This is a genomic window from Halobacillus litoralis (assembly GCF_009856415.1).
In the GTDB taxonomy this organism is placed as follows: domain Bacteria; phylum Bacillota; class Bacilli; order Bacillales; family Halobacillaceae; genus Halobacillus; species Halobacillus litoralis_C.
In genome coordinates, this window is sequence record NZ_WMEZ01000001.1 from 569226 (window position 1) to 590449 (window position 21224).

Below are 21224 nucleotides of genomic sequence, written 5' to 3' on the forward strand. Positions count from 1 at the left end.
TCACTTGACAAAATGCTCTAAATATTAGAAGTTAGACAAAAGGGCATTTCTGTATTATTAGGTTGTGTCGGAATTTGAAGGAGGTAGCTTGGTATGGATGAAATGAATCAAGAAGTATCTGGAATGAAAGAATTCTCTGCAGGGGACATCGTGACTGGTAAAGTCGTGAAGATTGAAGAAAAACAAGTCCTCGTAGATGTTGGATATAAAGTCGAAGGTATTGTACCTATCAGTGAATTATCCAGCCTTCATGTAGAAAAAGCTTCAGATGCAGTGAGTGAAGGAGACGAGCTCACTTTGCAGGTGAAAAAAGTAGAAGATGATGAAATCGTACTTTCTAAGCGTGCCGTAGATGCTGATCAGGCATGGGAAGACCTAGAAGCTAAGTTCGAAAGTGGAGAAATCTTTGAAGCTGAAGTTAAAGATGTTGTAAAAGGTGGGCTCGTTGTTGATATCGGCCTACGTGGATTCATTCCAGCTTCTTTGGTTGAAACGTATTACGTTGAAGATTTTGAAGACTACAAAGGAAAAACACTTTCCCTTAAAGTCGTGGAATTGGATCGTGAGCAAAACCGTGTAATCCTTTCCCACCGTGCAGTCGTTGAGCAAGAAGAATCAGCGAAGAAGCATGAAGTGCTACAATCTCTAGAAGAAGGACAAGTCATCGAGGGTACTGTACAGCGTTTGACAGACTTTGGTGCTTTCGTAAATCTTGGAGGTATTGACGGACTTGTACATATCTCCCAGCTATCTCATCAGCATGTGGAAAAAGCATCTGATGTTGTGGAAGAAGGCCAAGAAGTCAAAGTCAAAGTGCTTTCTGTCGATCGTGACAATGAAAGAATCTCTCTTTCACTGAAGGCTACGCAGCCAGGACCATGGCATGACATTACTTCAAAAGTGAATCCTGGGGAAACTCTTGAAGGGACCGTCCGCCGTCTCGTAAGTTTCGGGGCTTTCGTTGAAGTGTTCCCGGGAGTGGAAGGTCTTGTCCACATTTCTCAAATTTCCAACCGCCACATCGGTACACCTGATGAAGTGTTAGAAGAAGGGCAAACGGTTGAAGTGAAAGTTCTCGATGTTGACGAGGATGCCAAGCGTCTTTCATTAAGCATGAAAGAGCTAGAGCGTGACGAAACTCGTGCTGAAATTCAACAGTATGAAAAAGAAGATGACAATTCCGGTTTCTCTTTGAGTGATATGATCGGCGACAAACTTGATAAATACAAAAAATAAGCTCTAGAACAATAGGCTGTTCCTTGAACCAGGCTTGTTGGAAAAGAGTTAAAAAAGCAGGGATGGATATGAGCAGATCTGAAAGGAAGATTGACCATATCCGCCATGCCATCAGTCACGAACGGGAAATTCATAATCATTTTGATGATATCGAAATTGTTCATCAAAGTCTTGCCCGTCTTAATTTCGAAGATATACAGATGAATATACAAGTAGGGGAACTTTATTTAAGTTCCCCTCTTTTTGTTAATGCGATGACTGGCGGTGGCGGAGAAGAGACCATGGCAATCAACCGAAATTTGGCTATAGCTGCAAAAGAGACGGGCATTGGAATGGCTGTCGGTTCTCAAATGTCAGCCTTGAAAAATACCGAAGAGCGAAGAACGTATGAAATAGTTCGAGAAATGAATCCAGAAGGGATCATCTTTGCCAATGTTGGAAGTGAGGCTACTTTAGAGCAGGCAAGGGAAGCAGTTCGTATGCTCCATGCCGATGCTCTGCAAATTCACATCAACACTCTCCAGGAAATGATTATGCCTGAAGGAGATCGTGATTTTTCACATCGGATGCATCGGATTCAGGACATCATCGATTACCTCGACGTTCCAGTGATCGTGAAGGAAGTGGGCTATGGGATGTCTAGAGAAACCGCTGATACACTCTACCAAATGGGGGTTCGTCACCTTGATGTGGGTGGAAGAGGTGGCACCAATTTCTCTAAAGTGGAAAACATGAGGCGGGAGCGGGCATACGCTTCTTTTAATAATTGGGGCATTCCCACTCCGGTATCTGTACTTGAGTCATCTATTTCAGATGATTTGCATGTTTTCGCATCAGGAGGTGTTCGTAACGGACTTGATGGAGCAAAGGCTATGGTACTTGGAGCAGAGGGCTTCGGAATGGCCGGATCCCTGTTAAAGATACTAGTAAATGAAGGAATAGAAGCATTAATCGCGGAAATTCATCATATTTTACATGAATTCAAAATAGCGATGATGCTTCTGAATGCGAGCCATCCTAAGGAGTTAATTGGGAAACCACACGTTATGTTCGGTTATACGAAAGAATGGTACGACCAACGATTAAATTAAACCTATGACCAACTGGTCATAGGTTTTTTTATTTTTCTACGATACTTATTAAACATAAGCTCCCTATTGTGGAAGACTTAGTTTTGAGGTGTTTTCTTGGTTCGTTGCCGTGTTGGGCGTTAGGGGTGATCGGGAAGCAAATCGCTTTCCTGTGGGGGAGTGGCGAGCTTCCTCGGACTGCGTCCTGCGGGATCTCACCTATCTCCTTTCTCCCACGGGACTCTCGCAGCTTCCCAACGACCCCTTTTATAAATGGAGCAACGAACCCCTTCTGTCAGAAGGACTGTCTTCCTCTATCGCTTTGGTTATATCTGGAAAGTTTTCAATATCAAATTTTTTAATCCAAATACCTGAACCGGCGGCTTAATCTACCCACTTCCATTAAGTTGGTAATCAACTGTTTCACGAGGTGGTTTCGAGACACTCACATGGCAAAGGGGCGAAGTGGAATGGCGAGACTCCTGCGGGAAAAAAGTGCTTGGTGAGACCCCGCAAGGCGTAGCCTGAGGAGGCTTACCGCGCTTCCGCGGAAAGCGAGTCATTCCCCGCAGCCCCATTCACTCATCAAACATCTCGAAATCAAGTCTTACACAATCCTGCCATATTCTTCAATAACTAATCATTCCAACCGCTGCTTACAGACCATTTCTTAATAGAAAATGTTTAAAGCTTTCCTGAACCACACATAATAAATGGTGAAGCTTGGGAGGTGTGGGGTCTTGGAGGCAACGTTTTATTGGTTTGCTTGGTCATTAACAGTCATCGCCGTTTTTTTCATTCAACGTCGGAAACTGAAACGCGATTTGTTATTCATTTTGGGTGTTTTCATGTGTACATATGACATGCTTTCTTGGAGTCAGGAAGGACAATTTTACTTTCACGTACTTATCCTCCTCATCTTAGGGACTTATCTTTTTATATCGGTGAAAAAGTCTATGTTTGATTATTTCTGGCCTTTCATTCTCAGCGTGGGTTATGCGGCTGTCTGGATGTTTCTCATTGTCCATCCTGTTTGGGTGAACTTCCCGGGAATTTCTTTGGTCCTTCCTGTAATCGTAGGTCTCCTTCGAATGTTCATTAAGGATGTAGGCGGCCAGATGGGGCTGTGGATGTTAACAAATGCCGGTGGCTCCCTATTTTCTTTTCTGATCTTCGCCCTTTACCAAAACGAAGCGCTGATTGATACTCATGTCATGCTTTCCCTCGCAATTAAAGGGGTGTTTGTACTGCTCCTTTTTCATGGAGTGGATCAATTGAAGAGATTGATACGTAAAAAAAGAAAATCCATATCTAAAGGAGCTGCTTTTGTGTGAATGAATACACCTATCCAATCATTTTAGGAATCCTTGTTGGTACAGCTCTTCGTGTATTTATGCTGCGTACCGATTACAGGCAGTATCCGACTTACCTTCATGGGAAGATTATCCACTTATCCTTAGGGTTTATTGCAGCTGCGCTTGGTACGATCGCGATTCCTTCTATTATGGAAAAGGAATTCACCGCCGTCACTTTCTTGACCTTAGCTGCTTCTCAATTCCGGGAAGTACGCAACATGGAGAGAAATACATTGACGGAAATGGATTCTTATGAGCTGGTCCCGCGTGGTAATACGTATATTGAAGGAATAGCGGTTGCTTTCGAGAGCAGAAATTACCTCGTTATTTTCACTTCTTTTGTCGTCACCCTTTGTTATTTAGCGCTCAATATTTGGGTGGCATTAGGAGCGGCTGTTGTATGCTTTCTTCTATCTGGAATGTTGATGAGTGGTTCGAAGCTTTCGGATATTGTAACAGTAGAGGAGAAATCCATTTCCTTCGATGGAGCAGGATTGTATGTCGATAATATTTATATTATGAACATCGGTTTACCTGAGCGTCAGGAAGAGATTATGAAATATGGAATGGGCTTTGTGTTGACTCCTAAAGAATTCAGCGTCCGTTCAACTATTGCAAACCTTGGGCAAAGGCAGGCCATCTTGCACGATGTATCTGTCACCCTGGGGGTTTTCAGGGATTCAGGTACTCCCGCTCTTGTGCCATTGATTAAAAGAGACTTGAATGATGGGAGAATTGGGGTATTCATTCTTCCTCAAGAGAAGGATTCAAAACGAGCGAAAGAGATTATTGAACACGTACCTGTCCTTGAAAACGCAATTCAAATGCCTTCGAAAAAAGGTAGGAGGAATCTTTCATGAAAATGGAGAAGGCCATATTGGCATCTGTGACTACGGAAGAAAATCGAGTCCACGGCAGTGCTGCTGTGTTTAAATGTGATACAAAGGAAGAGATGGAAGCTGTGGCAGCAAACTTAGAAGCCATTTTAGATGGAATTGCTCATGCATTAAGTGATCAACTCTATATTATCGTCAAGCATTGAGAAAGAATTGTTTCTTTTTCTAAAGTTTGCTAAGATAAGAAAGTTAATGGCTTCCTGCTGTTCTTCGGAAGATGGGCTGTTAAACCATCGCCCGGGGGAGAGCAGTATTTTTATGCTTTTCACTACTGAGGAAACATGGAATAATGAAATTAGAAATAAAGAAAGGATGATCCTTTCATGAGAAAATCAGTAATTGCTATTGTAGGACGGCCGAATGTTGGGAAATCAACGATATTCAACCGACTGGTCGGAGAAAGAATCTCTATTGTAGAAGATACGCCCGGTGTCACGAGAGACCGGATTTATGCAGAAGCCGAGTGGTTGACCACACGATTCAATGTCATCGATACCGGTGGAATTGAACTTGGGGACGAGCCGTTGCTCGTGCAAATGAGAGCCCAGGCTCAAGTAGCTATTGATGAAGCGGATGTCATCGTTTTTATGGTGAACGGCCGTGATGGAATTACAGGGGCTGACGAAGAAGTCGCCAAACTTCTATTTAAATCAAATAAACCGGTCGTTCTTGCAGTGAACAAGGTAGATAATCCTGAAATGAGAGAAAACATTTATGAATTTTACTCTCTCGGTTTTGGCGAACCTTTCCCGATCTCGGGGACACACGGACTGGGACTTGGAGACATGCTTGATGAAGTTGTGAAGCATTTCCCTGAAAAAATACAGGAAGAGATTGATGATGATACCATTCGTTTCAGCTTAATCGGCCGACCGAATGTAGGGAAATCATCGCTCGTAAACAGTCTCCTTGGTCAGGAACGCGTCATTGTCAGTGATATCGCAGGTACGACAAGGGATGCCATAGATTCTCCTTTCACGAAAGACGATCGGGATTATGTGATCATTGATACAGCTGGAATGAGAAAACGAGGCAAAGTTTATGAGACGACTGAAAAGTACAGCATCATGAGAGCACTGAAGGCAATTGAACGCTCAGATGTAGTCCTGACACTAATTGATGCAGATGCAGGCATTCAAGAACAAGATAAAAAGATTGCGGGCTATGCCCATGAAGCTGGAAAAGCTGTCATTATCGTTGTCAACAAATGGGATACCATAGAAACAGAAGAAAAAACAATGAAAGAGTTTGAAGATAAGGTCCGGGATCAATTCCGCTTCCTTGATTATGCTCCCATTGTCTTTCTATCTGCCAAAACGAAAAAAAGGATCCACACGTTGATTCCTAAAGTTCTGGAAGCAAGTGAGAATCATGCAAAGCGTGTGCAGACGAATCTTCTTAATGAAGTCATCATGGACGCCCTTGCTATGAATCCTTCTCCATCCATCAAGGGGCAGAAGCTGAAGATCTTTTATGCCACTCAAGTTTCTGTGAAGCCGCCAAGTTTTGTTGTATTCGTCAATGAACCTGAATTGATGCACTTCACCTATGAGCGATTTTTAGAAAATAGAATTCGTGAAGCCTTCGGTTTTGAAGGAACGCCAATCAAGATTTTTGCGAGAAGACGTAGCTGATTCATTCAGAAAGGGAGTAGGTAGAATGGAGAAAGTAGCTGTACTTGGTGCGGGGAGCTGGGGCACAGCTCTTGCCCTCGTTCTTGCTGATAATGGGCATGAGGTTCATCTCTGGACACATAGGGAGAGCCTTGCTGAAAAAATCAACCAAACGCATCGGAATGAAAAATACTTGAAAGATATTGATCTGCCTCACTCGATTACCGCAAGCCATGATCTGGGAGCCACTGTTGAGAATGCCAAACATGTCATCTTAGTCGTTCCTACGAAGGCTATGCGAGAAGTCTGTGGGCAGTTAAAGCAAGTCCTTACCGAGAAAGTGATCATTACTCACGCTTCAAAGGGGATAGAGCCTGGTACTTATAAGCGTGTTTCGGAAGTGATTTCCGAAGAGATCCCTAAAGAAAAGTATGAAGATATCGTAGTTCTCTCCGGTCCTAGTCATGCGGAAGAAGTGAGTCTCAGGCAGCCAACAACCGTAACCGTTTCTTCAGAGGAACTAGAAGTCGCGGAAAAAGTGCAAGACCTCTTCATTAACCGGCAATTCCGCGTGTACACATCTCCTGATCTTGTGGGTGTGGAACTTGGAGGCGCATTGAAAAATATAATTGCCCTTGGTGCTGGTATTTCTGATGGCCTTGGTTACGGAGATAATGCTAAAGCAGCTTTGATTACAAGAGGACTTGCAGAGATCGCCCGTCTTGGAACTTCCATGGGAGCGAACCCGCTCACCTTCTCCGGCTTGACAGGAATTGGAGACCTTATCGTAACTTGTACGAGCTCCCACAGCCGAAATTGGAGGGCTGGGAATAAGCTTGGACAAGGATACCCATTGGACGAGGTTTTGGATCAAATGGGAATGGTCGTTGAAGGAGTTAGGACGACAAAGGCCGCTTTTCAACTTGCACAAGAGCAAGGGGTGGAAATGCCGATCACTTCAGGGATCTACAGGATTCTATTTGAATCGGCTGATCCAAGAGATGTCGTCGATGAATTGATGACAAGGATTCGTCGTCATGAAATGGAGGATTTGACAAATATTCTTGATGAAAAAATGAATGACTGACACATATCGACTCCCGTGCATATACTACACAGAACCTAACGCACGAGGAGGTCAATTGTTCATGAATGATTTTCAAAAGAATATTTTTGATCATCTGAAGAAAAAGGCAAACATCGACCCAGAAGATGTCTTCAAAGTGGCGAATTCTGTACAGAATGCTGATTTCAGTGATGAAAAGACGGTCAGACGTCTTGTTCGCCAGCTCGCAAAGGTTGCTAATAAGAATGTGTCAAAATCGAAGGAAGATAAAATCGTTGAAGCAATCACGAAACAAAACATGCCTTTGGATATGAATACCTTAGGCAAGTTTTTAAAATGATTACGAACCAATAGGCGCCTGAGGAGGCGGTCCTTCATTCGTATGCATAAGATATTACGCAGCAATCATTACGCATGAGCTGGTCAGGGGATTGTTTAGTCAACCGGGGCAAACCGTTTGCCCCGGATTTTTTTGTGCTTTTTTTCCAATTGAATGTCCCCATAAATCTCAATGTTCATTTCATATAGGCACCCCTTTGTGTAAGATTCCGTTTAAAGATAACCGGGGCTCGTTTGCTGTATTGGGAGGTAGGGGTGGTTGGGAAGCCACTCGTCCAGCTTCATCGCCCGCCCCATGAAAAGCGGACCTTTTCCCGCAGCCACTAGTCATACAGACATCTCGAAATCAAGTCTTCAACAATCCTGTCATTTGCTTTAATAACTAATCACCATCTATCAATGGTGAACGGAGACATTCTGAAAAAGGCTGTAAGAATGGATTGAAAGACTGATAGACTCTGTTTTCTCATCTGTCCGTTTATGGAGACTTGTGGTATAATACCAACAGCAAAGTGTGCTTGAAGGAGGAAGAGCTGTGTCAGAATCAATGCTCAAAATGTACATATCCTTCGCAGGGATTATTTCATTGTTCCTGGCTGTTGGTTTAATTTATGTAAGCAGGTATAAATTAAAGGGTTTTCTATCTATAATGATCGCTGTTTTCGCTTATTTGTTTATGATTTTCGGAGGAATCATCATTCTTTATATCGTCCTGAGCGGACCGACGGCATAACAGGAGGGAAAAACAACATGAAACGCTTGGTATTCATATTATTGCCCTTGACGGCATTGTTGCTTACCGGATGTTTATATCCACAGAGCAACTTGGCGAAGAATCAGGTGCCGAATGATCAGCAGCTTGAGATGGTTCAGAATGCTGTTGATGAGTATCAGGAGAAGAAGAGCGGTCTCCTGCCTATTAAAACAAAGGACCAGGACACGCCGATCTTTCAAAAATATCCGATTGAATTCAGTAAGTTGAAGGAAATGAATCTTCTGAGTGATTTACCTGGGACTTCCTTTGAAAACGGAGGCCATTATCAATATGTCATCATCCATCCCGAAACAGATCCGACCGTGAAAGTGCTGGACCTTCGTACAACGGAAGAGGTGCGCTCTTTGCAGGTCAAAGTGAAGTTTTACCGTGATAATAACAAATACCCACCCTTCGGTGATTTCGTAGCTCCAGGGGTGTATGAACTGGATCATGAGAAAATTGGAATGGACGAGCCGCCAATGGTCAACAGCCCTTACTCTGAACAAAAACTGCCTGTTTTCTTAGATGAACAAGGAAAAGTGTATATTGATTACCGTAAAGATCTATACACTTATCTTAGAAATGAAGACCACAGTTACGAGCAAGGGGAAGATATCCGTTACTTACTGACGGATCATACCCCATTTGTCCCTGCATATTCGACAACCTATACAGTAGAAAATGGTGAGCCAGTGTTTTCAAATGCTCAGTCATCGACATGATTGTGAACCGTTCCTGCATAGAGGAACGGTTTTTTTCATAGATTTTAAGTGAGCATAAACTAAACTTGAGCATATCCTTCCTATCCAGCGTTTCTCTTCTCCTGTTTATGCGAATCATCTATGATTGTTCGTCCAGGATGAGTTTCCGTACTTATAATTTCTTGCATATTTCACTAGGACAACGTCATAGAATTAGATTGTCTAGGCTTGTATGAAGGTGAAATTTTATTTGGGAGGGGATCCTTTGGAAAAGGTTGATATCTTCAGTGATATTTCCAAACGGACAAATGGAGATATTTATTTAGGAGTCGTCGGGGCTGTTCGTACAGGAAAATCAACATTCATAAAAAAATTCATGGAGCTCGTTGTTTTACCCAATATGGAGGAAGAATCGGAGCGTGAGCGTGCATTAGATGAATTGCCTCAAAGCGCAGCTGGGAAGACGATTATGACAACAGAACCTAAGTTTGTCCCTAATACGGCGGCAAACATCAATATTGATGATCACCTTGACATCCGCGTCCGCATGGTCGATTGTGTCGGTTATGCCGTGAATGGAGCGGTCGGGTATGAAGATGAGCACGGACCAAGAATGATTCATACACCTTGGTATGAAGAGGCGATCCCTTTTCATGAAGCAGCGGAAATCGGTACGCAGAAAGTAATCCAGGAGCATTCGACCATTGGGATCGTCGTGACTACAGACGGGACCATCGGTGAAATCGCACGGGCAGATTACGTGGAAGCCGAAGAGAAAATCGTAGAAGAGTTGAGGGAAGTCGGAAAACCTTTCATCATGATTGTAAACTCCGCACAGCCTCACCATCCGAATACGGAAAAATTGAGGGCGAACCTGTCCGAAAAATACGATATCCCCGTCCTCGCATTATCCGTAGAAAGCATGCGGGAGAACGATGTGCAAAGTGTTCTGCGTGAAGCATTATTCGAATTCCCAGTGCTTGAAGTGAATGTGAATTTACCAAGCTGGGTGATGGTTCTTGATTCCCGCCACTGGTTGAGGAACAACCTTCAATCGGCGATTGAAGATACGGTCAAGGATATCAAGCGATTACGGGATGTGGATACGGTCGTAGGAAACTTCGATCAATACGAGTACATTACAGGTGCTCATATATCAGGGATGGACCTCGGGGAAGGGATTGCTGAAATCGATCTTCAAGCGCCGGAACATTTGTATGATCATGTATTAAAGGAAATTGTCGGAGAGGAAATCCGAGGAAAAGATCATTTGCTTGAGATCATGCAGGATTTCTCACATGCGAAGAGAGAATATGACCAAGTGGCGGATGCCTTACAGATGGTCAAACAAACGGGGTATGGAATCGCTGCACCGACTTTAGAAGATATGACGCTTGATGAACCTGAAATCATCAGACAAGGCTCGAGGTTCGGTGTAAGGCTGAAAGCTGTCGCACCGTCGATCCATATGGTTAAAGTGGATGTCCAATCAGAGTTTTCACCGATCATCGGGACAGAAAAACAAAGCGAAGAGCTCGTGAGGTATCTCATGCAGGACTTTGAGGAAGATCCACTATCCATTTGGAATTCAGATATCTTTGGCAGATCTTTGAGTTCGATCGTCCGTGAAGGCATCCAGGCTAAACTGGCACTCATGCCGGAAAATGCAAGATACAAATTACAGGAAACGCTCGAGCGTATCATCAACGAGGGATCTGGTGGTATGATCGCAATCATTTTATAACGGCTCCGTGTGAGCCGTTTTTAATTTTGTTTTTTAAAAGCCGCGTGCTATTTCTTCGGCAAAGAAGCTTGAAAAGAACTGAATGAGTATAAATGTGGGTTATATTTTTCATCTGAGAAAAAGGGCGTTACCTTCCATTTTTGTGCTCAAAAACACCAGAAATGCTTATTTTTCAATGTTTTTAAGAAAAAAATTATGAAGTTTAAAGGATTTTTCAAGGTGGATGTCGTAATTACCTATGTGAAGATCAATAAAGTTGTGAAAACCCCGTCATATCAATGTTTTAGATGGTTTACCACTGGAAGAAGATTATGGCAGGTTACACCAGAAATGAAGCGTAATTCAGCTCGGAAGTCGCGTTGTTACGCGTTTTTAACACGATTGTCTATTGAATTTCGCTTTAAACTCGTTTATTATAAGGCTTGTCATCAAAAGATGGCACCTAAATAAACATTTGAAGTGGATGAAACCACTTGAATGAGTTAAACCTTCTTGGGAGGAGGTGAATGGCATGAATAAAACAGATCTAATCAACGCTGTATCTGAAAAAGCTGATCTTTCTAAGAAAGATGCTACACAAGCTGTGGATTCTGTATTCGAATCTATCATGGATTCACTTAAAGACGGTGATAAAGTCCAATTAATTGGATTCGGTAACTTCGAAGTACGTGAGCGCGCGGCACGTAAAGGCCGTAACCCACAAACTGGAGAAGAAATCGAAATCTCCGCAAGCAAAGTACCAGCTTTCAAACCTGGTAAAGCCCTTAAAGATGCGGTAAAATAATAGCTACATAGGGCTTCGAAAAAGGGTGCATGTGCACCCTTTTTCTTTTTATTTTTATTAAAAAACTGCAATGAGGTCATAATGATGATGAGGCCTTTGATTTGAAGTGTTAAACAAGGTGGATGTTTTGACAAAAGTCCCCTTTGTAAGAGATAGTAATGATACTAGAAGGAGGCGATCCTTATGACTACATCCAATAATGATTTCTTCGTCATAAAAGCCCTTGAAGATGGCGTGAATGTCATCGGTTTGACCCGCGGTACGGATACGCGTTTCCACCACTCCGAAAAGCTTGACAGTGGGGAAGTAATGATCGCTCAATTTACCGAGCATACTTCTGCTGTGAAAGTACGTGGAAAAGCTGTGATTCAAACAAGCCATGGGGAAATGACGAATGATGCAGAGTGACCATTCGCTCTGCGAACGTATACATAGTAAACAGTAAAAGGTCAAATATGCTATAATGGGAATGGTTTAATAGTGTTCAGGAAGGGACAAGGTGATCAAGTTGAATTCTTCAGATAATGACATCAAACAACTCAAACGAAAAATTGCATCGAAAGTTCGCCACCCTTATTTGGTACGTTTTATCCCTGAGCCGACAATAGATGAAGACAAGCTTGTGATCCTTTCTTCGATCATGGATCACACGAATTTGACGGAAGTAAAAAAAGAGCAGTATATCATTACAACGATGCTTGTTCAGATTGCTCTTGATACACATGACCTCGTTACCTTATCAGATGAAGACGATGATCGCGACATCGTTCGCAGCCGACAATTGACGGTACTTGCCGGCGATTATTATAGCGGCCTCTATTATTATCTGCTCTCCCAACTTGACGATATTCCTATGATTCATACGCTTGCGGGCGCAATCAAGGAAATCAACGAATTGAAGATGGAACTTTATTATAAAGATGTGGAGTCCTTCCAAGAATTTTTAGAAGGGTTGAAAAAAATCGAGTCGCTTCTCATTCAAAGGGTTGCTTCGTATGTCCAGAAGACAGCCATTAATGATATGGCGGGTGAATGGTTATTAGCTAAAAAATTGCTGGAAGAAAAGCGCAGCTATCAGGAAGGGAATTTTTCCCCGCTCATCGATGCGCTTATCAAGCGGCCGGCATTGCTTGGAAACAGTGGTCAAGTTTTGGTGAACATTGAACAAATGCTACAAAGCCATATGCATCGTTTAGAAGCTACAATCACCCAGCTTCCCGTCCATTTCAACTGGCTGAAATCTTACATGAACGCGGCCATTCATCATCAATTCAACCATAGACAGATAGCGGAAGAAGGGTGAACATGGAACCACAATCAAAAGAAGAACGAGTACATCACGTATTTGAAAAAATTTATGAACGATACGACAGCATGAATTCAATTATTTCCTTTCAGCAGCACCGGTTATGGCGTAATGATGTTATGAAACGAATGAATGTTAAAAAGGGTGACCATGCGCTTGATGTGTGCTGTGGTACGGGTGACTGGACGATGGCATTAGCAAAGGAAGTCGGTACTGAGGGAAAAGTCATCGGCCTTGACTTCAGTGAAAACATGTTATCGGTCGGAATTAAGAAAAAGCTTGATGGTAGAGTCAAACAAGTCGAATTCCAGCATGGAAATGCCATGAACTTGCCTTATGAAGATCACCAGTTCGACTTTGTCACGATTGGCTTCGGATTACGAAATGTACCGGATTATCGACAAGTATTAAAAGAAATGTACCGTGTTGTAAAGCCTGGAGGTAAAGTGGTCTGTTTGGAAACATCACAACCGACCAATCCAGTCTTCAAAAAGCTCTATTATTTCTATTTCGGTAAAATCATGCCTGTATTCGGTAAGCTTTTCGCCAAAAGTTATCAGGAATACAGCTGGCTTCATGAATCAGCCAAAGATTTTCCTGGTAAAAAGGAATTGAAAACCATGTTTGAAGAAGTAGGGTTCAAAAATGTAACTGTAAAATCCTATACGGGCGGCGTTGCAGCCATGCATATGGGGGAAAAGCAATAACTAAGGATGAAATGCCATGAAACTAGCAATGATTTACTCTTTTCTTAAAAATGATTTAGCAGTGATCGAAGAGGCTGTAAACGACACGATTAAATCGGACAATCCAGTACTCAGGGAAGCATCCAGCCAATTGTTGCAAGCAGGAGGGAAGCGCATCCGTCCTGTCTTTGTCTTGCTAGGCGGTAAATTCGGGGATTATGATATCGAACGAATGAAAGCCGTCGCCGTCTCTTTGGAACTTATACATACCGCATCACTTGTCCATGATGATGTCATCGATGAAGCTGAGCTGAGGCGAGGGGCACCTACGATCAAATCAAGATGGGATAATCGGATAGCTATGTACACAGGAGACTATATATTTGCGAGGTCACTAGAGAATTTATCCGTGCTTGAAAACCCACGTGCTCATCAAATTCTTGCCGGCACGATGGTTGAATTATGCTTAGGGGAAATTGAACAGATTCGGGATAAATATAATATCGAACAAAACCTACGCACTTATCTTAGACGGATCAAAAGGAAAACCGCCTTGCTCATCGCTGCCAGCTGCAGGCTCGGTGCTATAGCTGCAAATGCAGATCCTGCCCATGAGCGTGCCCTTTATCAGTATGGGTACTATGTCGGCATGTCTTATCAAATCATCGATGATGTACTGGATTTTACAGCATCTGAGAAGGAATTAGGGAAACCCGCAGGCAGTGATCTTCTACAAGGGAACATTACTCTACCTGTACTTTTTTCTATGGAAGAGAAAGAGTTCAAGAAGGAATTGGATGTTGTTTTCCAAAAGAAAGAGGAGCTGACACCTGATCAACTTCAGCACTTGATCAAGAAAGTACAGTCTAATGGTTCGATTGAACGATCATTAGAACTGAGCGATCGCTATTTGAAAAAAGCTTATCAATCCTTGAACAAGCTACCGGCGAACCGTGCAAAACAGACCTTGAAAGGGATTGCAAAGTATATTGGTAAAAGAAGGGCATAAATCTATTGCCTTTCTTGCCTTTGTTTGATAGACTTTTTTATGGCACTTATTAAAAGCGCTTTCACACTATACATAAGATGAGGTGTTTGTCATGGAAAAGACTTTTTTGATGGTTAAGCCAGATGGTGTACAACGCAATTTGATCGGTGACATTACAGCAAGATTTGAACGTAAAGGATTTAAATTGGCAGGGGCCAAGTTAATGGCTATTCCTACAGAACTTGCCGAAGAGCATTATGGAGAACATAAGGAAAAACCATTCTTCGGTGAGCTTGTAGACTTCATTACATCAGGTCCTGTCTTCGCAATGGTTTGGGAAGGCGAAGATGTCATTGCAACGGCACGTACAATGATGGGAGCTACAAAGCCTTCTGAGGCTGCTCCAGGAACCATCCGTGGTGATTATGGTGTAACAGTTGGGAAAAACGTCATCCATGGCTCTGATTCGAAAGAAAGTGCTGAAAGAGAAATCGGTTTGTTCTTTGATGAAAAAGAACTCGTCGATTACGAAAAAGATTCACTTAACTGGATCTACTAATGAAAAAGCCACCTTCCAAAGGTGGCTTTTTTTATTTCATAAACATAAGAAAACAGCTACTTGCTTTCCTGTGGGGATGACGGAGAGATTCCTCGAGCTAAAGCTCTGCTGGGTCTGTCCAGCTAAAGCCAATCCATTCCCGCGAGAGTCTCGCAGCTTTCCAATCCCCATTCCATGAAGGTGAGAAACGAACCCCTTTTAACTTGTATGGCAAAGGGCGGAAGCGAACCTTTTCCCGGAGCCCTTAAACTTCTACAAACATCTCGAAACGGAGTCATCAAGAATAGGGAGCTTTTGTTTAATCATGGGGGTTTACTCGTTTACAACCTGAGGAAGCTGGAGTACGCTTAAATGGAATAAGCAGAGGGAGTTTTGGGGATGAGTCAAGATTACATACATTTCATAGATAAAGTCCATAGAAAAACAGGTGTCGATTTATCACAGTACAAGGAAGCCCAAATGAAGCGGCGACTGACTTCTTTAAGGGAGAAGCGCGGTCATCATGACTTCAATAGTTATTTTAATGCTCTGGAAAAGGATGCTTTTTTACTGGATGAATTATTGGATCGTATGACCATTAATGTTTCTGAATTTTATAGGAACAGAAAGAGGTTTGAAGTTCTCGAACATAAGGTCATTCCATATCTACATCAACAAAAACAAAAGTTGCGTATATGGAGTGCTGCTTGCTCCACAGGTGAAGAACCGTACACGTTGGCTATGATATTGAATCGTTACATGCCTCTTGATCAAGTAGAAATTCTAGCCACAGACCTTGATCTCAATGCCTTAAAAAAAGCAGAAGAAGGACTGTACCACGAAAGGTCTTTGAAAGAAGTGGCACCAGATATACTTAGAAAGTACTTTAGGAAAGAAGGCAGCTTCTATAGAGTTCGTGATGATATCAGAAAAAGTGTCACCTTTAAAAAGCACAATCTCTTAGCTGATCGGTATCAAAAGGGTTTTGATCTGATTGTTTGCCGGAATGTGATGATCTATTTTACGGAAGAAGCGAAACAGAAAATCTACAAAAACTTCAACAACTCCCTAGTAGATGGGGGAATCTTCTTTGTCGGAAGCACAGAGCAGATTATTTCACCACAAACGCATGGATTTGAAGTTTATGACACGTTTTTTTATAGAAAATGGCAAAAAAAAGAGACGGGAAACGCTTTCTAATCTTATTTTATAAAAATTCCGATATTTTAACGACACAAACCTACATCCATATGATATAGTAGTATCTAAAATTTAGAACACCCCCTTTAAGGGGATGAATACATAGGAGGTACGTTTATGCGCTACTTGACCGCTGGTGAATCACATGGAAAGCAACTGACTACAATTATCGAGGGAATTCCCTCTCATCTTCCTTTATTGAGAGAGCAAATAAATGAATCATTGATCAGACGCCAAGGCGGATACGGGCGTGGGAAACGTATGCAAATCGAAAAAGACTTAGTAGAAATTACGAGTGGGGTTCGTCATGGATATACTCTTGGCTCCCCCATCACTCTCGTCGTAAATAATGATGACTTTAAACACTGGACGGACATTATGGGTGAAGATCCTCTACCGGAGGACACACAGAAGATTCGTCGAACAGTGACGAAACCTCGTCCGGGTCATGCGGATTTGAATGGCGGAATGAAGTACGGTCATCGAGATATGAGGAACGTGCTCGAACGTTCGTCAGCAAGGGAAACAGCAGCTCGTGTTGGGGCAGGCGCCGTTGCCAAGGTGCTTTTAAAAGAACTTGGCATTGAAGTGACCGGATATGTGCGTGAAATCGCAGGCATTGTATCAGATGTTGACGAAAACCTGACATTGCAACAACGGAGAGAAATTTCAGAGGCATCGCCCGTCCGTACTTTCGACGAAAAAGCGGCAGAGAAAATGATGCATGCGATTGATGAAGCGAAGAAAGAAGGAGACTCCATTGGTGGGGTAACTGAGGTTTATGTAGAAGGAATGCCACCTGGAATCGGTTCTTATGTTCAGTATGATCGAAAACTGGATGCGAAAATCGCTGGATCTGTGATGAGTATTAACGCCTATAAAGGGGTCGAATTCGGGATCGGTTTTGAAGCCGCTCGTAGAAACGGAAGCGAAGTTCATGATGAGATTTTATGGAGCGAGGAACGAGGTTACTACCGTCGTACCAATCGCCTCGGAGGCTTTGAAGGTGGAATGACCACGGGCATGCCGATTGTCGTTAAAGGGGTCATGAAGCCAATCCCGACCTTGTACAAGCCTTTACAGAGTGTCGATATCGAAACCAAAGAACCGTTTAACGCAAGTATTGAACGCTCCGATTCCTGCGCCGTCCCGGCAGCTTCTGTCGTCATGGAGCATATCGTAGCTTTTGAGCTGGCTCAAGCCATTACAGATGAATTTCCAGCCGACTACTTCCCTCGTCTGAAACGTGCTGTCGATGACTACCGCAAGGAAGTACGTGAATTTTAATGGCTTCTGTTACGGTCCGATCAAGTAGTCATGACTATGAAGTTTTGATTGGAGATGGTCTGCGGCATAATTTGAGTGAGTTCATCTCATCCGATTACACTTCTATATTAGTCATTACAGACAGTACGGTTAAGGATCATTACTTGCAAGATGTGAAAGGAAGCTTATCAGAGGCAGCTTCTGTATTTACTGCAGTCGTTCCTGCAGGAGAGTCTTCGAAAAGCATGGGCAGGTATGAAGAACTTCTTGACAGATGTGTAGAGCTGAAATTGGATCGCAAATCTCTCATCATCGCCCTCGGTGGAGGGATGGTCGGGGATTTGGCAGGATTTGTAGCATCCACGTACTTACGCGGTATTGATTACATCCAAATGCCCACGACAATCCTGGCTCATGATAGCAGTGTAGGCGGAAAAGTAGCCATCAATCACTCTGAAGGAAAGAACTTGATTGGTTCCTTTTATCACCCTGTGAAAGTCATTTACGATATCGAAACGATCCAAACGTTGCCGGAGAGTGAAATCCGTTCTGGGTATGGGGAAGTGATCAAGCATGCTTTTCTAAGTGATGATGAATGGACCCGGCGCCTGTTAAAAGCAAATCTTTCTGAACTTTCTGTGGACCAGTTAGAGAATGATTTAATGAAAGGGATCCAGGTGAAGGCTTCGATCGTAGAAAAGGATGAAAGAGAAGCCGGAATCAGGAAGTACTTGAATTTAGGTCATACCCTTGCTCATGCCATTGAAGCTGAGCTTGGTTACGGTGAAATCACCCATGGGGAAGCTGTGGCCGTAGGTCTGTTATTTATGATGAAGGTGAGTAACGATATTAAAGGCGCGCAGCTTCCTATCAAAGCCTATAAGGAATGGTTGGATCAAAATCATTATCCAATTTCCGTTTTAACCAGGATCCGTCCTGAACGAATGTTGGAAAGAATGATGTTTGATAAGAAAACCCTCCGGCGGAAAATTAATTTCGTCCTACTTCATGAACTGAGTGACCCTTATGTTGTGGAAGTCGAGGAGGAGCAACTACTAGAACAGATGTCTCTTTTAATAAACGAGGTGAGTGGAGAATGATGATTCGAGGTGTAAGGGGAGCGACAACGGTTGAAAGAAATGAACATGATGAAATTGTAGAACAATCCTATCAATTGCTTCGAGATGTCATAGCTTCTAATTATATTAAAGCAACGGATGTTGTTTCGGTCTATTTTACAGTGACGGAGGATCTGAATGATGCTTTTCCTGCAAAGTCCCTGAGGAAAATAGACGGATGGACGTATGTCCCGGTCATGTGCATGCGGGAAATTCCTGTGCCTGGTAGTCTTGAGAAGTGTATCAGGGTCATGGTGACCGTACAAACGGAAATTTCCCAAAAAGATATTCAGCATATCTATCATAATGATGCAAAACAACTGAGACCAGATCTAAAGAGTTGAGAGGAGTATCCCAATGAAAGCCAAAGACATTCTAAAGAATATGAAACCATACAAGCCAGGGAAAGGTATTGAGGAAGTGAAGAAGGAATTCGGTTTGGATCGAATCGTTAAACTTGCTTCCAATGAAAATCCATTCGGTTTCTCTCCTGTGGTTGAGAAAGAATTGCCGAAGTTGATCTCGAATTTAGAAATTTACCCTGATGGATATGGCGCAGAAATCAGAAAGAAAGTCGCCCGTTTCGTCGGTGTGGAAGAGAACCAGTTGATTTTCGGAAATGGTTCAGATGAAGTGGTTCAAATCATTTGCCGTACATTCCTTGAGCCGGGTGCCAACACAGTTATGGCGACACCGACGTTCCCGCAGTATCGCCATAATGCTTTGATTGAAGGTGCGGAAGTCAGAGAAGTCCCACTGATCGATGGTCACCATGATTTAGAAGGCATGCTTCAAAATATCGATGAGCAAACACGTGTCCTATGGATTTGCACGCCCAATAATCCGACAGGTGTCCATATTGACCAAACGACATTGCAGTCGGTTCTGGAACGGACGCCTGATCACGTTCTTGTTGTTATTGATGAAGCATATTACGAATACTTGGAAGCGGAGGATGCCTTTGATTCCATAGAAGCGTTGAACCACTATCCAAACCTGATGGTCCTTCGCACTTTCTCTAAAGCATACGGTTTAGCAGGTTTACGAATCGGCTATGGTGTGGGACACCCAGAGGTCATTCAGATTCTTGAGCCTTCCCGCGAGCCTTTCAATACTTCAACGGTTGCGCAAGCGGCTGCTCTCTTAGCCTTGGATGATCAGAAGTTTATTAAAGAGACGGTTGATGAAAACCGGAAAAATAAAAAAGCTTTGATGCAGTTCTGTGATGATCATGGGTTGGGTTATTTCGATACCCAGGCGAATTTCCTTTTGATCCACTTGCCTTGTAGTGGAGATGAAATGTTCGAATACTTGTTAACAAAAGGGTTTATCGTACGCTCTGGGGAAGCGCTAGGTTTGCCGAACACCATCCGTTTGACGATCGGGAAAGAAGAAGATATGCAGGAGATTCAGGAAGCGATGAAACAAAAACTTGCTTCTATCGGTGAACAATGAAGCAGAAAATACTCATCGTTGGTTTAGGGCTCATCGGTGGTTCTATAGCTATGAACGTCTCTAAGAAAGAGGATGTATTTATCATTGGAATGGACGGGGATGATGAAACACTTAACATGGCTTTGAAGCAAGGGGTGATCGATCAAGCCTCTTTCCATTTTGAAGAAGCGGCGCAGGAAGCAGATATCTGCATTTTAGCTACCCCGATTTCTATTACCATCGATTACATCCATAGACTCGAATCCATGGACTTGAAAAAACCGTTACTTGTGACAGACGTATCTTCTGTGAAAAACCAAGTGCTTGAAGCAGCGAACCGATTATCCCATCCTTTCCTCTCCTTCGTAGGAGGACATCCGATGGCCGGTTCGCACAAACATGGCTATACGGCCGCCAAGCCCCACCTGTTTGAGAATGCGATTTATGTGTTGACTCCATCTGTTCATGCCGATGAGAAAGAAGCGGACGTGATTAAAGAGTTGTTATCAGAAACGAAGGCACGTTTTGTGACATTCACGACGAAAGAACATGATGAGATGACCGCGGTCATCTCTCATTTTCCTCATCTGATCGCTTCTTCTCTCGTCCATCAGGCAAAAGAGTGGGAAGGCACACATCCATATATTAAGCAGATGGCAGCCGGGGGCTTCAAAGATATTACTAGAATCGCCTCGAGCAACCCGAAATTGTGGCAGGATATCTTCTTTCAAAATAAAACACTCCTCATTTCCATGCTCGATGACTGGATTGGTGAGATGGAAAGGATAAGAACCTATCTTTCCCAAGGGGAGAAAGAGAAGACATACAAGTATCTATCTGATGCTAAATTGTACAGAGACGGCTTACCAACAAAAGACAAAGGAGCCATCCCTTCCTTCTATGACATCTACGTAGATATCCATGACCAACCAGGTGCGATCCGTGATGTGATCGGAATCCTGGCGGAAGAGGCGATCAGCATTAAAAACATCCAAATCCTTGAAATTCGAGAAGGGATTACGGGAGTGCTGAGAATCAGCTTTGCTACAAGTGCAGAACAATGGAAGAGTAAAGAAATCTTAGATCACTACCAATATGAAGTAATGATCCAACAATAGAGGAGGATT

23 protein-coding genes are annotated in these 21224 nt (G+C 43.0%); all 23 read left to right on the top strand.

Annotated elements, in window-relative coordinates; translation table 11 throughout:
- Positions 1 to 93: 93 nt before the first annotated feature.
- The gene (gene rpsA / locus GLV98_RS03095) at positions 94 to 1236 is read left to right on the top strand and encodes a 30S ribosomal protein S1 (RefSeq protein WP_089652592.1); all 1143 of its coding nucleotides are present in this window, start codon (positions 94 to 96) and stop codon (positions 1234 to 1236) included.
- A gap of 68 nt (positions 1237 to 1304) precedes the next feature.
- Positions 1305 to 2327 carry a type 2 isopentenyl-diphosphate Delta-isomerase gene (gene fni, locus GLV98_RS03100; RefSeq protein WP_160911994.1) on the top strand — a complete coding sequence of 341 codons (1023 nt, stop codon included), beginning with the start codon at positions 1305 to 1307 and terminating at the stop codon, positions 2325 to 2327.
- Between the two features lie 719 nt (positions 2328 to 3046).
- The gene (locus GLV98_RS03105) at positions 3047 to 3640 is read left to right on the top strand and encodes a YphA family membrane protein (protein WP_160911996.1); all 594 of its coding nucleotides are present in this window, start codon (positions 3047 to 3049) and stop codon (positions 3638 to 3640) included.
- Complete coding sequence (locus GLV98_RS03110; protein WP_160911998.1) at positions 3637 to 4521, top strand: YIEGIA domain-containing protein; 885 nt, start codon at positions 3637 to 3639, stop codon at positions 4519 to 4521. The genes GLV98_RS03105 and GLV98_RS03110 overlap by 4 nt, the downstream gene beginning before the upstream one ends.
- Positions 4518 to 4703 carry a capping complex subunit for YIEGIA gene (locus tag GLV98_RS03115; RefSeq protein ID WP_160912000.1) on the top strand — a complete coding sequence of 62 codons (186 nt, stop codon included), beginning with the start codon at positions 4518 to 4520 and terminating at the stop codon, positions 4701 to 4703. The genes GLV98_RS03110 and GLV98_RS03115 overlap by 4 nt, the downstream gene beginning before the upstream one ends.
- A 177-nt stretch (positions 4704 to 4880) precedes the next feature.
- Positions 4881 to 6191: a ribosome biogenesis GTPase Der gene (gene der / locus GLV98_RS03120; protein WP_160912002.1), complete on the top strand. Its 1311-nt coding sequence runs from the start codon at positions 4881 to 4883 to the stop codon at positions 6189 to 6191.
- A 25-nt stretch (positions 6192 to 6216) separates the two neighbouring features.
- Entirely contained in the window at positions 6217 to 7257 is a 1041-nt protein-coding gene (locus tag GLV98_RS03125) for an NAD(P)H-dependent glycerol-3-phosphate dehydrogenase (protein ID WP_160912004.1), read from the top strand.
- 61 nt (positions 7258 to 7318) lie between these two features.
- A complete protein-coding gene (locus GLV98_RS03130) occupies positions 7319 to 7576 on the top strand; it encodes a stage VI sporulation protein F (RefSeq protein WP_089652586.1) in 258 nt (85 codons plus the stop codon).
- 534 nt (positions 7577 to 8110) lie between these two features.
- A complete protein-coding gene (locus tag GLV98_RS03135) occupies positions 8111 to 8308 on the top strand; it encodes a DUF2768 family protein (protein WP_160912006.1) in 198 nt (65 codons plus the stop codon).
- A 17-nt stretch (positions 8309 to 8325) separates the two neighbouring features.
- Entirely contained in the window at positions 8326 to 9054 is a 729-nt protein-coding gene (locus tag GLV98_RS03140; RefSeq protein WP_160912008.1) for a hypothetical protein, read from the top strand.
- Between the two features lie 244 nt (positions 9055 to 9298).
- Entirely contained in the window at positions 9299 to 10777 is a 1479-nt protein-coding gene (gene spoIVA, locus GLV98_RS03145) for a stage IV sporulation protein A (protein WP_160912010.1), read from the top strand.
- A gap of 511 nt (positions 10778 to 11288) precedes the next feature.
- Positions 11289 to 11561, top strand: a complete 273-nt coding sequence (locus GLV98_RS03150; RefSeq protein ID WP_008638574.1) for an HU family DNA-binding protein — start codon at positions 11289 to 11291, stop codon at positions 11559 to 11561.
- Positions 11562 to 11744: 183 nt separating this feature from the next.
- Positions 11745 to 11969: a trp RNA-binding attenuation protein MtrB gene (mtrB, locus tag GLV98_RS03155; RefSeq protein WP_089652583.1), complete on the top strand. Its 225-nt coding sequence runs from the start codon at positions 11745 to 11747 to the stop codon at positions 11967 to 11969.
- Between the two features lie 91 nt (positions 11970 to 12060).
- On the top strand, positions 12061 to 12864 hold the full coding sequence (locus GLV98_RS03160) for a heptaprenyl diphosphate synthase component 1 (protein WP_160912012.1): 804 nt from the start codon (positions 12061 to 12063) through the stop codon (positions 12862 to 12864).
- Positions 12865 to 12866: 2 nt separating this feature from the next.
- On the top strand, positions 12867 to 13574 hold the full coding sequence (gene menG / locus GLV98_RS03165) for a demethylmenaquinone methyltransferase (protein WP_160912014.1): 708 nt from the start codon (positions 12867 to 12869) through the stop codon (positions 13572 to 13574).
- A gap of 16 nt (positions 13575 to 13590) precedes the next feature.
- Positions 13591 to 14562 (top strand): heptaprenyl diphosphate synthase component II, encoded by a 972-nt coding sequence (gene hepT / locus GLV98_RS03170; RefSeq protein WP_160912016.1) that lies wholly within the window; start codon positions 13591 to 13593, stop codon positions 14560 to 14562.
- A 91-nt stretch (positions 14563 to 14653) separates the two neighbouring features.
- Positions 14654 to 15100, top strand: coding sequence for a nucleoside-diphosphate kinase (ndk, locus tag GLV98_RS03175; RefSeq protein ID WP_160912018.1), 447 nt, complete (start codon positions 14654 to 14656; stop codon positions 15098 to 15100).
- A 378-nt stretch (positions 15101 to 15478) separates the two neighbouring features.
- The gene (locus GLV98_RS03180) at positions 15479 to 16279 is read left to right on the top strand and encodes a CheR family methyltransferase (protein WP_160912020.1); all 801 of its coding nucleotides are present in this window, start codon (positions 15479 to 15481) and stop codon (positions 16277 to 16279) included.
- A 117-nt stretch (positions 16280 to 16396) separates the two neighbouring features.
- A complete protein-coding gene (gene aroC / locus GLV98_RS03185) occupies positions 16397 to 17566 on the top strand; it encodes a chorismate synthase (RefSeq protein ID WP_160912022.1) in 1170 nt (389 codons plus the stop codon).
- On the top strand, positions 17566 to 18645 hold the full coding sequence (aroB, locus tag GLV98_RS03190; protein WP_160912025.1) for a 3-dehydroquinate synthase: 1080 nt from the start codon (positions 17566 to 17568) through the stop codon (positions 18643 to 18645). Before aroC ends, aroB begins: the two co-directional genes overlap by 1 nt.
- Positions 18645 to 19007 (top strand): chorismate mutase, encoded by a 363-nt coding sequence (gene aroH / locus GLV98_RS03195; RefSeq protein ID WP_160912938.1) that lies wholly within the window; start codon positions 18645 to 18647, stop codon positions 19005 to 19007. Before aroB ends, aroH begins: the two co-directional genes overlap by 1 nt.
- Positions 19008 to 19020: 13 nt before the next feature.
- Positions 19021 to 20118, top strand: a complete 1098-nt coding sequence (gene hisC / locus GLV98_RS03200; RefSeq protein WP_160912027.1) for a histidinol-phosphate transaminase — start codon at positions 19021 to 19023, stop codon at positions 20116 to 20118.
- Positions 20115 to 21215 (top strand): prephenate dehydrogenase, encoded by a 1101-nt coding sequence (locus GLV98_RS03205; RefSeq protein WP_160912029.1) that lies wholly within the window; start codon positions 20115 to 20117, stop codon positions 21213 to 21215. The genes hisC and GLV98_RS03205 overlap by 4 nt, the downstream gene beginning before the upstream one ends.
- Positions 21216 to 21224: the final 9 nt, after the last annotated feature.

Excerpts from the sequence above, each read along its gene's own strand:
- rpsA (WP_089652592.1), top strand. The coding sequence starts at position 94 with ATGGATGAAATGAATCAAGAAGTATCTGGAATGAAAGAATTCTCTGCA.
- fni (WP_160911994.1), top strand. The coding sequence starts at position 1,305 with ATGAGCAGATCTGAAAGGAAGATTGACCATATCCGCCATGCCATCAGT.
- GLV98_RS03115 (WP_160912000.1), top strand. The coding sequence starts at position 4,518 with ATGAAAATGGAGAAGGCCATATTGGCATCTGTGACTACGGAAGAAAAT.
- der (WP_160912002.1), top strand. The coding sequence starts at position 4,881 with ATGAGAAAATCAGTAATTGCTATTGTAGGACGGCCGAATGTTGGGAAA.
- GLV98_RS03125 (WP_160912004.1), top strand. The coding sequence starts at position 6,217 with ATGGAGAAAGTAGCTGTACTTGGTGCGGGGAGCTGGGGCACAGCTCTT.
- GLV98_RS03130 (WP_089652586.1), top strand. The coding sequence starts at position 7,319 with ATGAATGATTTTCAAAAGAATATTTTTGATCATCTGAAGAAAAAGGCA.
- GLV98_RS03140 (WP_160912008.1), top strand. The coding sequence starts at position 8,326 with ATGAAACGCTTGGTATTCATATTATTGCCCTTGACGGCATTGTTGCTT.
- GLV98_RS03150 (WP_008638574.1), top strand. The coding sequence starts at position 11,289 with ATGAATAAAACAGATCTAATCAACGCTGTATCTGAAAAAGCTGATCTT.
- mtrB (WP_089652583.1), top strand. The coding sequence starts at position 11,745 with ATGACTACATCCAATAATGATTTCTTCGTCATAAAAGCCCTTGAAGAT.
- menG (WP_160912014.1), top strand. The coding sequence starts at position 12,867 with ATGGAACCACAATCAAAAGAAGAACGAGTACATCACGTATTTGAAAAA.
- hepT (WP_160912016.1), top strand. The coding sequence starts at position 13,591 with ATGAAACTAGCAATGATTTACTCTTTTCTTAAAAATGATTTAGCAGTG.
- ndk (WP_160912018.1), top strand. The coding sequence starts at position 14,654 with ATGGAAAAGACTTTTTTGATGGTTAAGCCAGATGGTGTACAACGCAAT.
- GLV98_RS03180 (WP_160912020.1), top strand. The coding sequence starts at position 15,479 with ATGAGTCAAGATTACATACATTTCATAGATAAAGTCCATAGAAAAACA.
- aroC (WP_160912022.1), top strand. The coding sequence starts at position 16,397 with ATGCGCTACTTGACCGCTGGTGAATCACATGGAAAGCAACTGACTACA.
- aroB (WP_160912025.1), top strand. The coding sequence starts at position 17,566 with ATGGCTTCTGTTACGGTCCGATCAAGTAGTCATGACTATGAAGTTTTG.
- aroH (WP_160912938.1), top strand. The coding sequence starts at position 18,645 with ATGATTCGAGGTGTAAGGGGAGCGACAACGGTTGAAAGAAATGAACAT.
- hisC (WP_160912027.1), top strand. The coding sequence starts at position 19,021 with ATGAAAGCCAAAGACATTCTAAAGAATATGAAACCATACAAGCCAGGG.
- GLV98_RS03205 (WP_160912029.1), top strand. The coding sequence starts at position 20,115 with ATGAAGCAGAAAATACTCATCGTTGGTTTAGGGCTCATCGGTGGTTCT.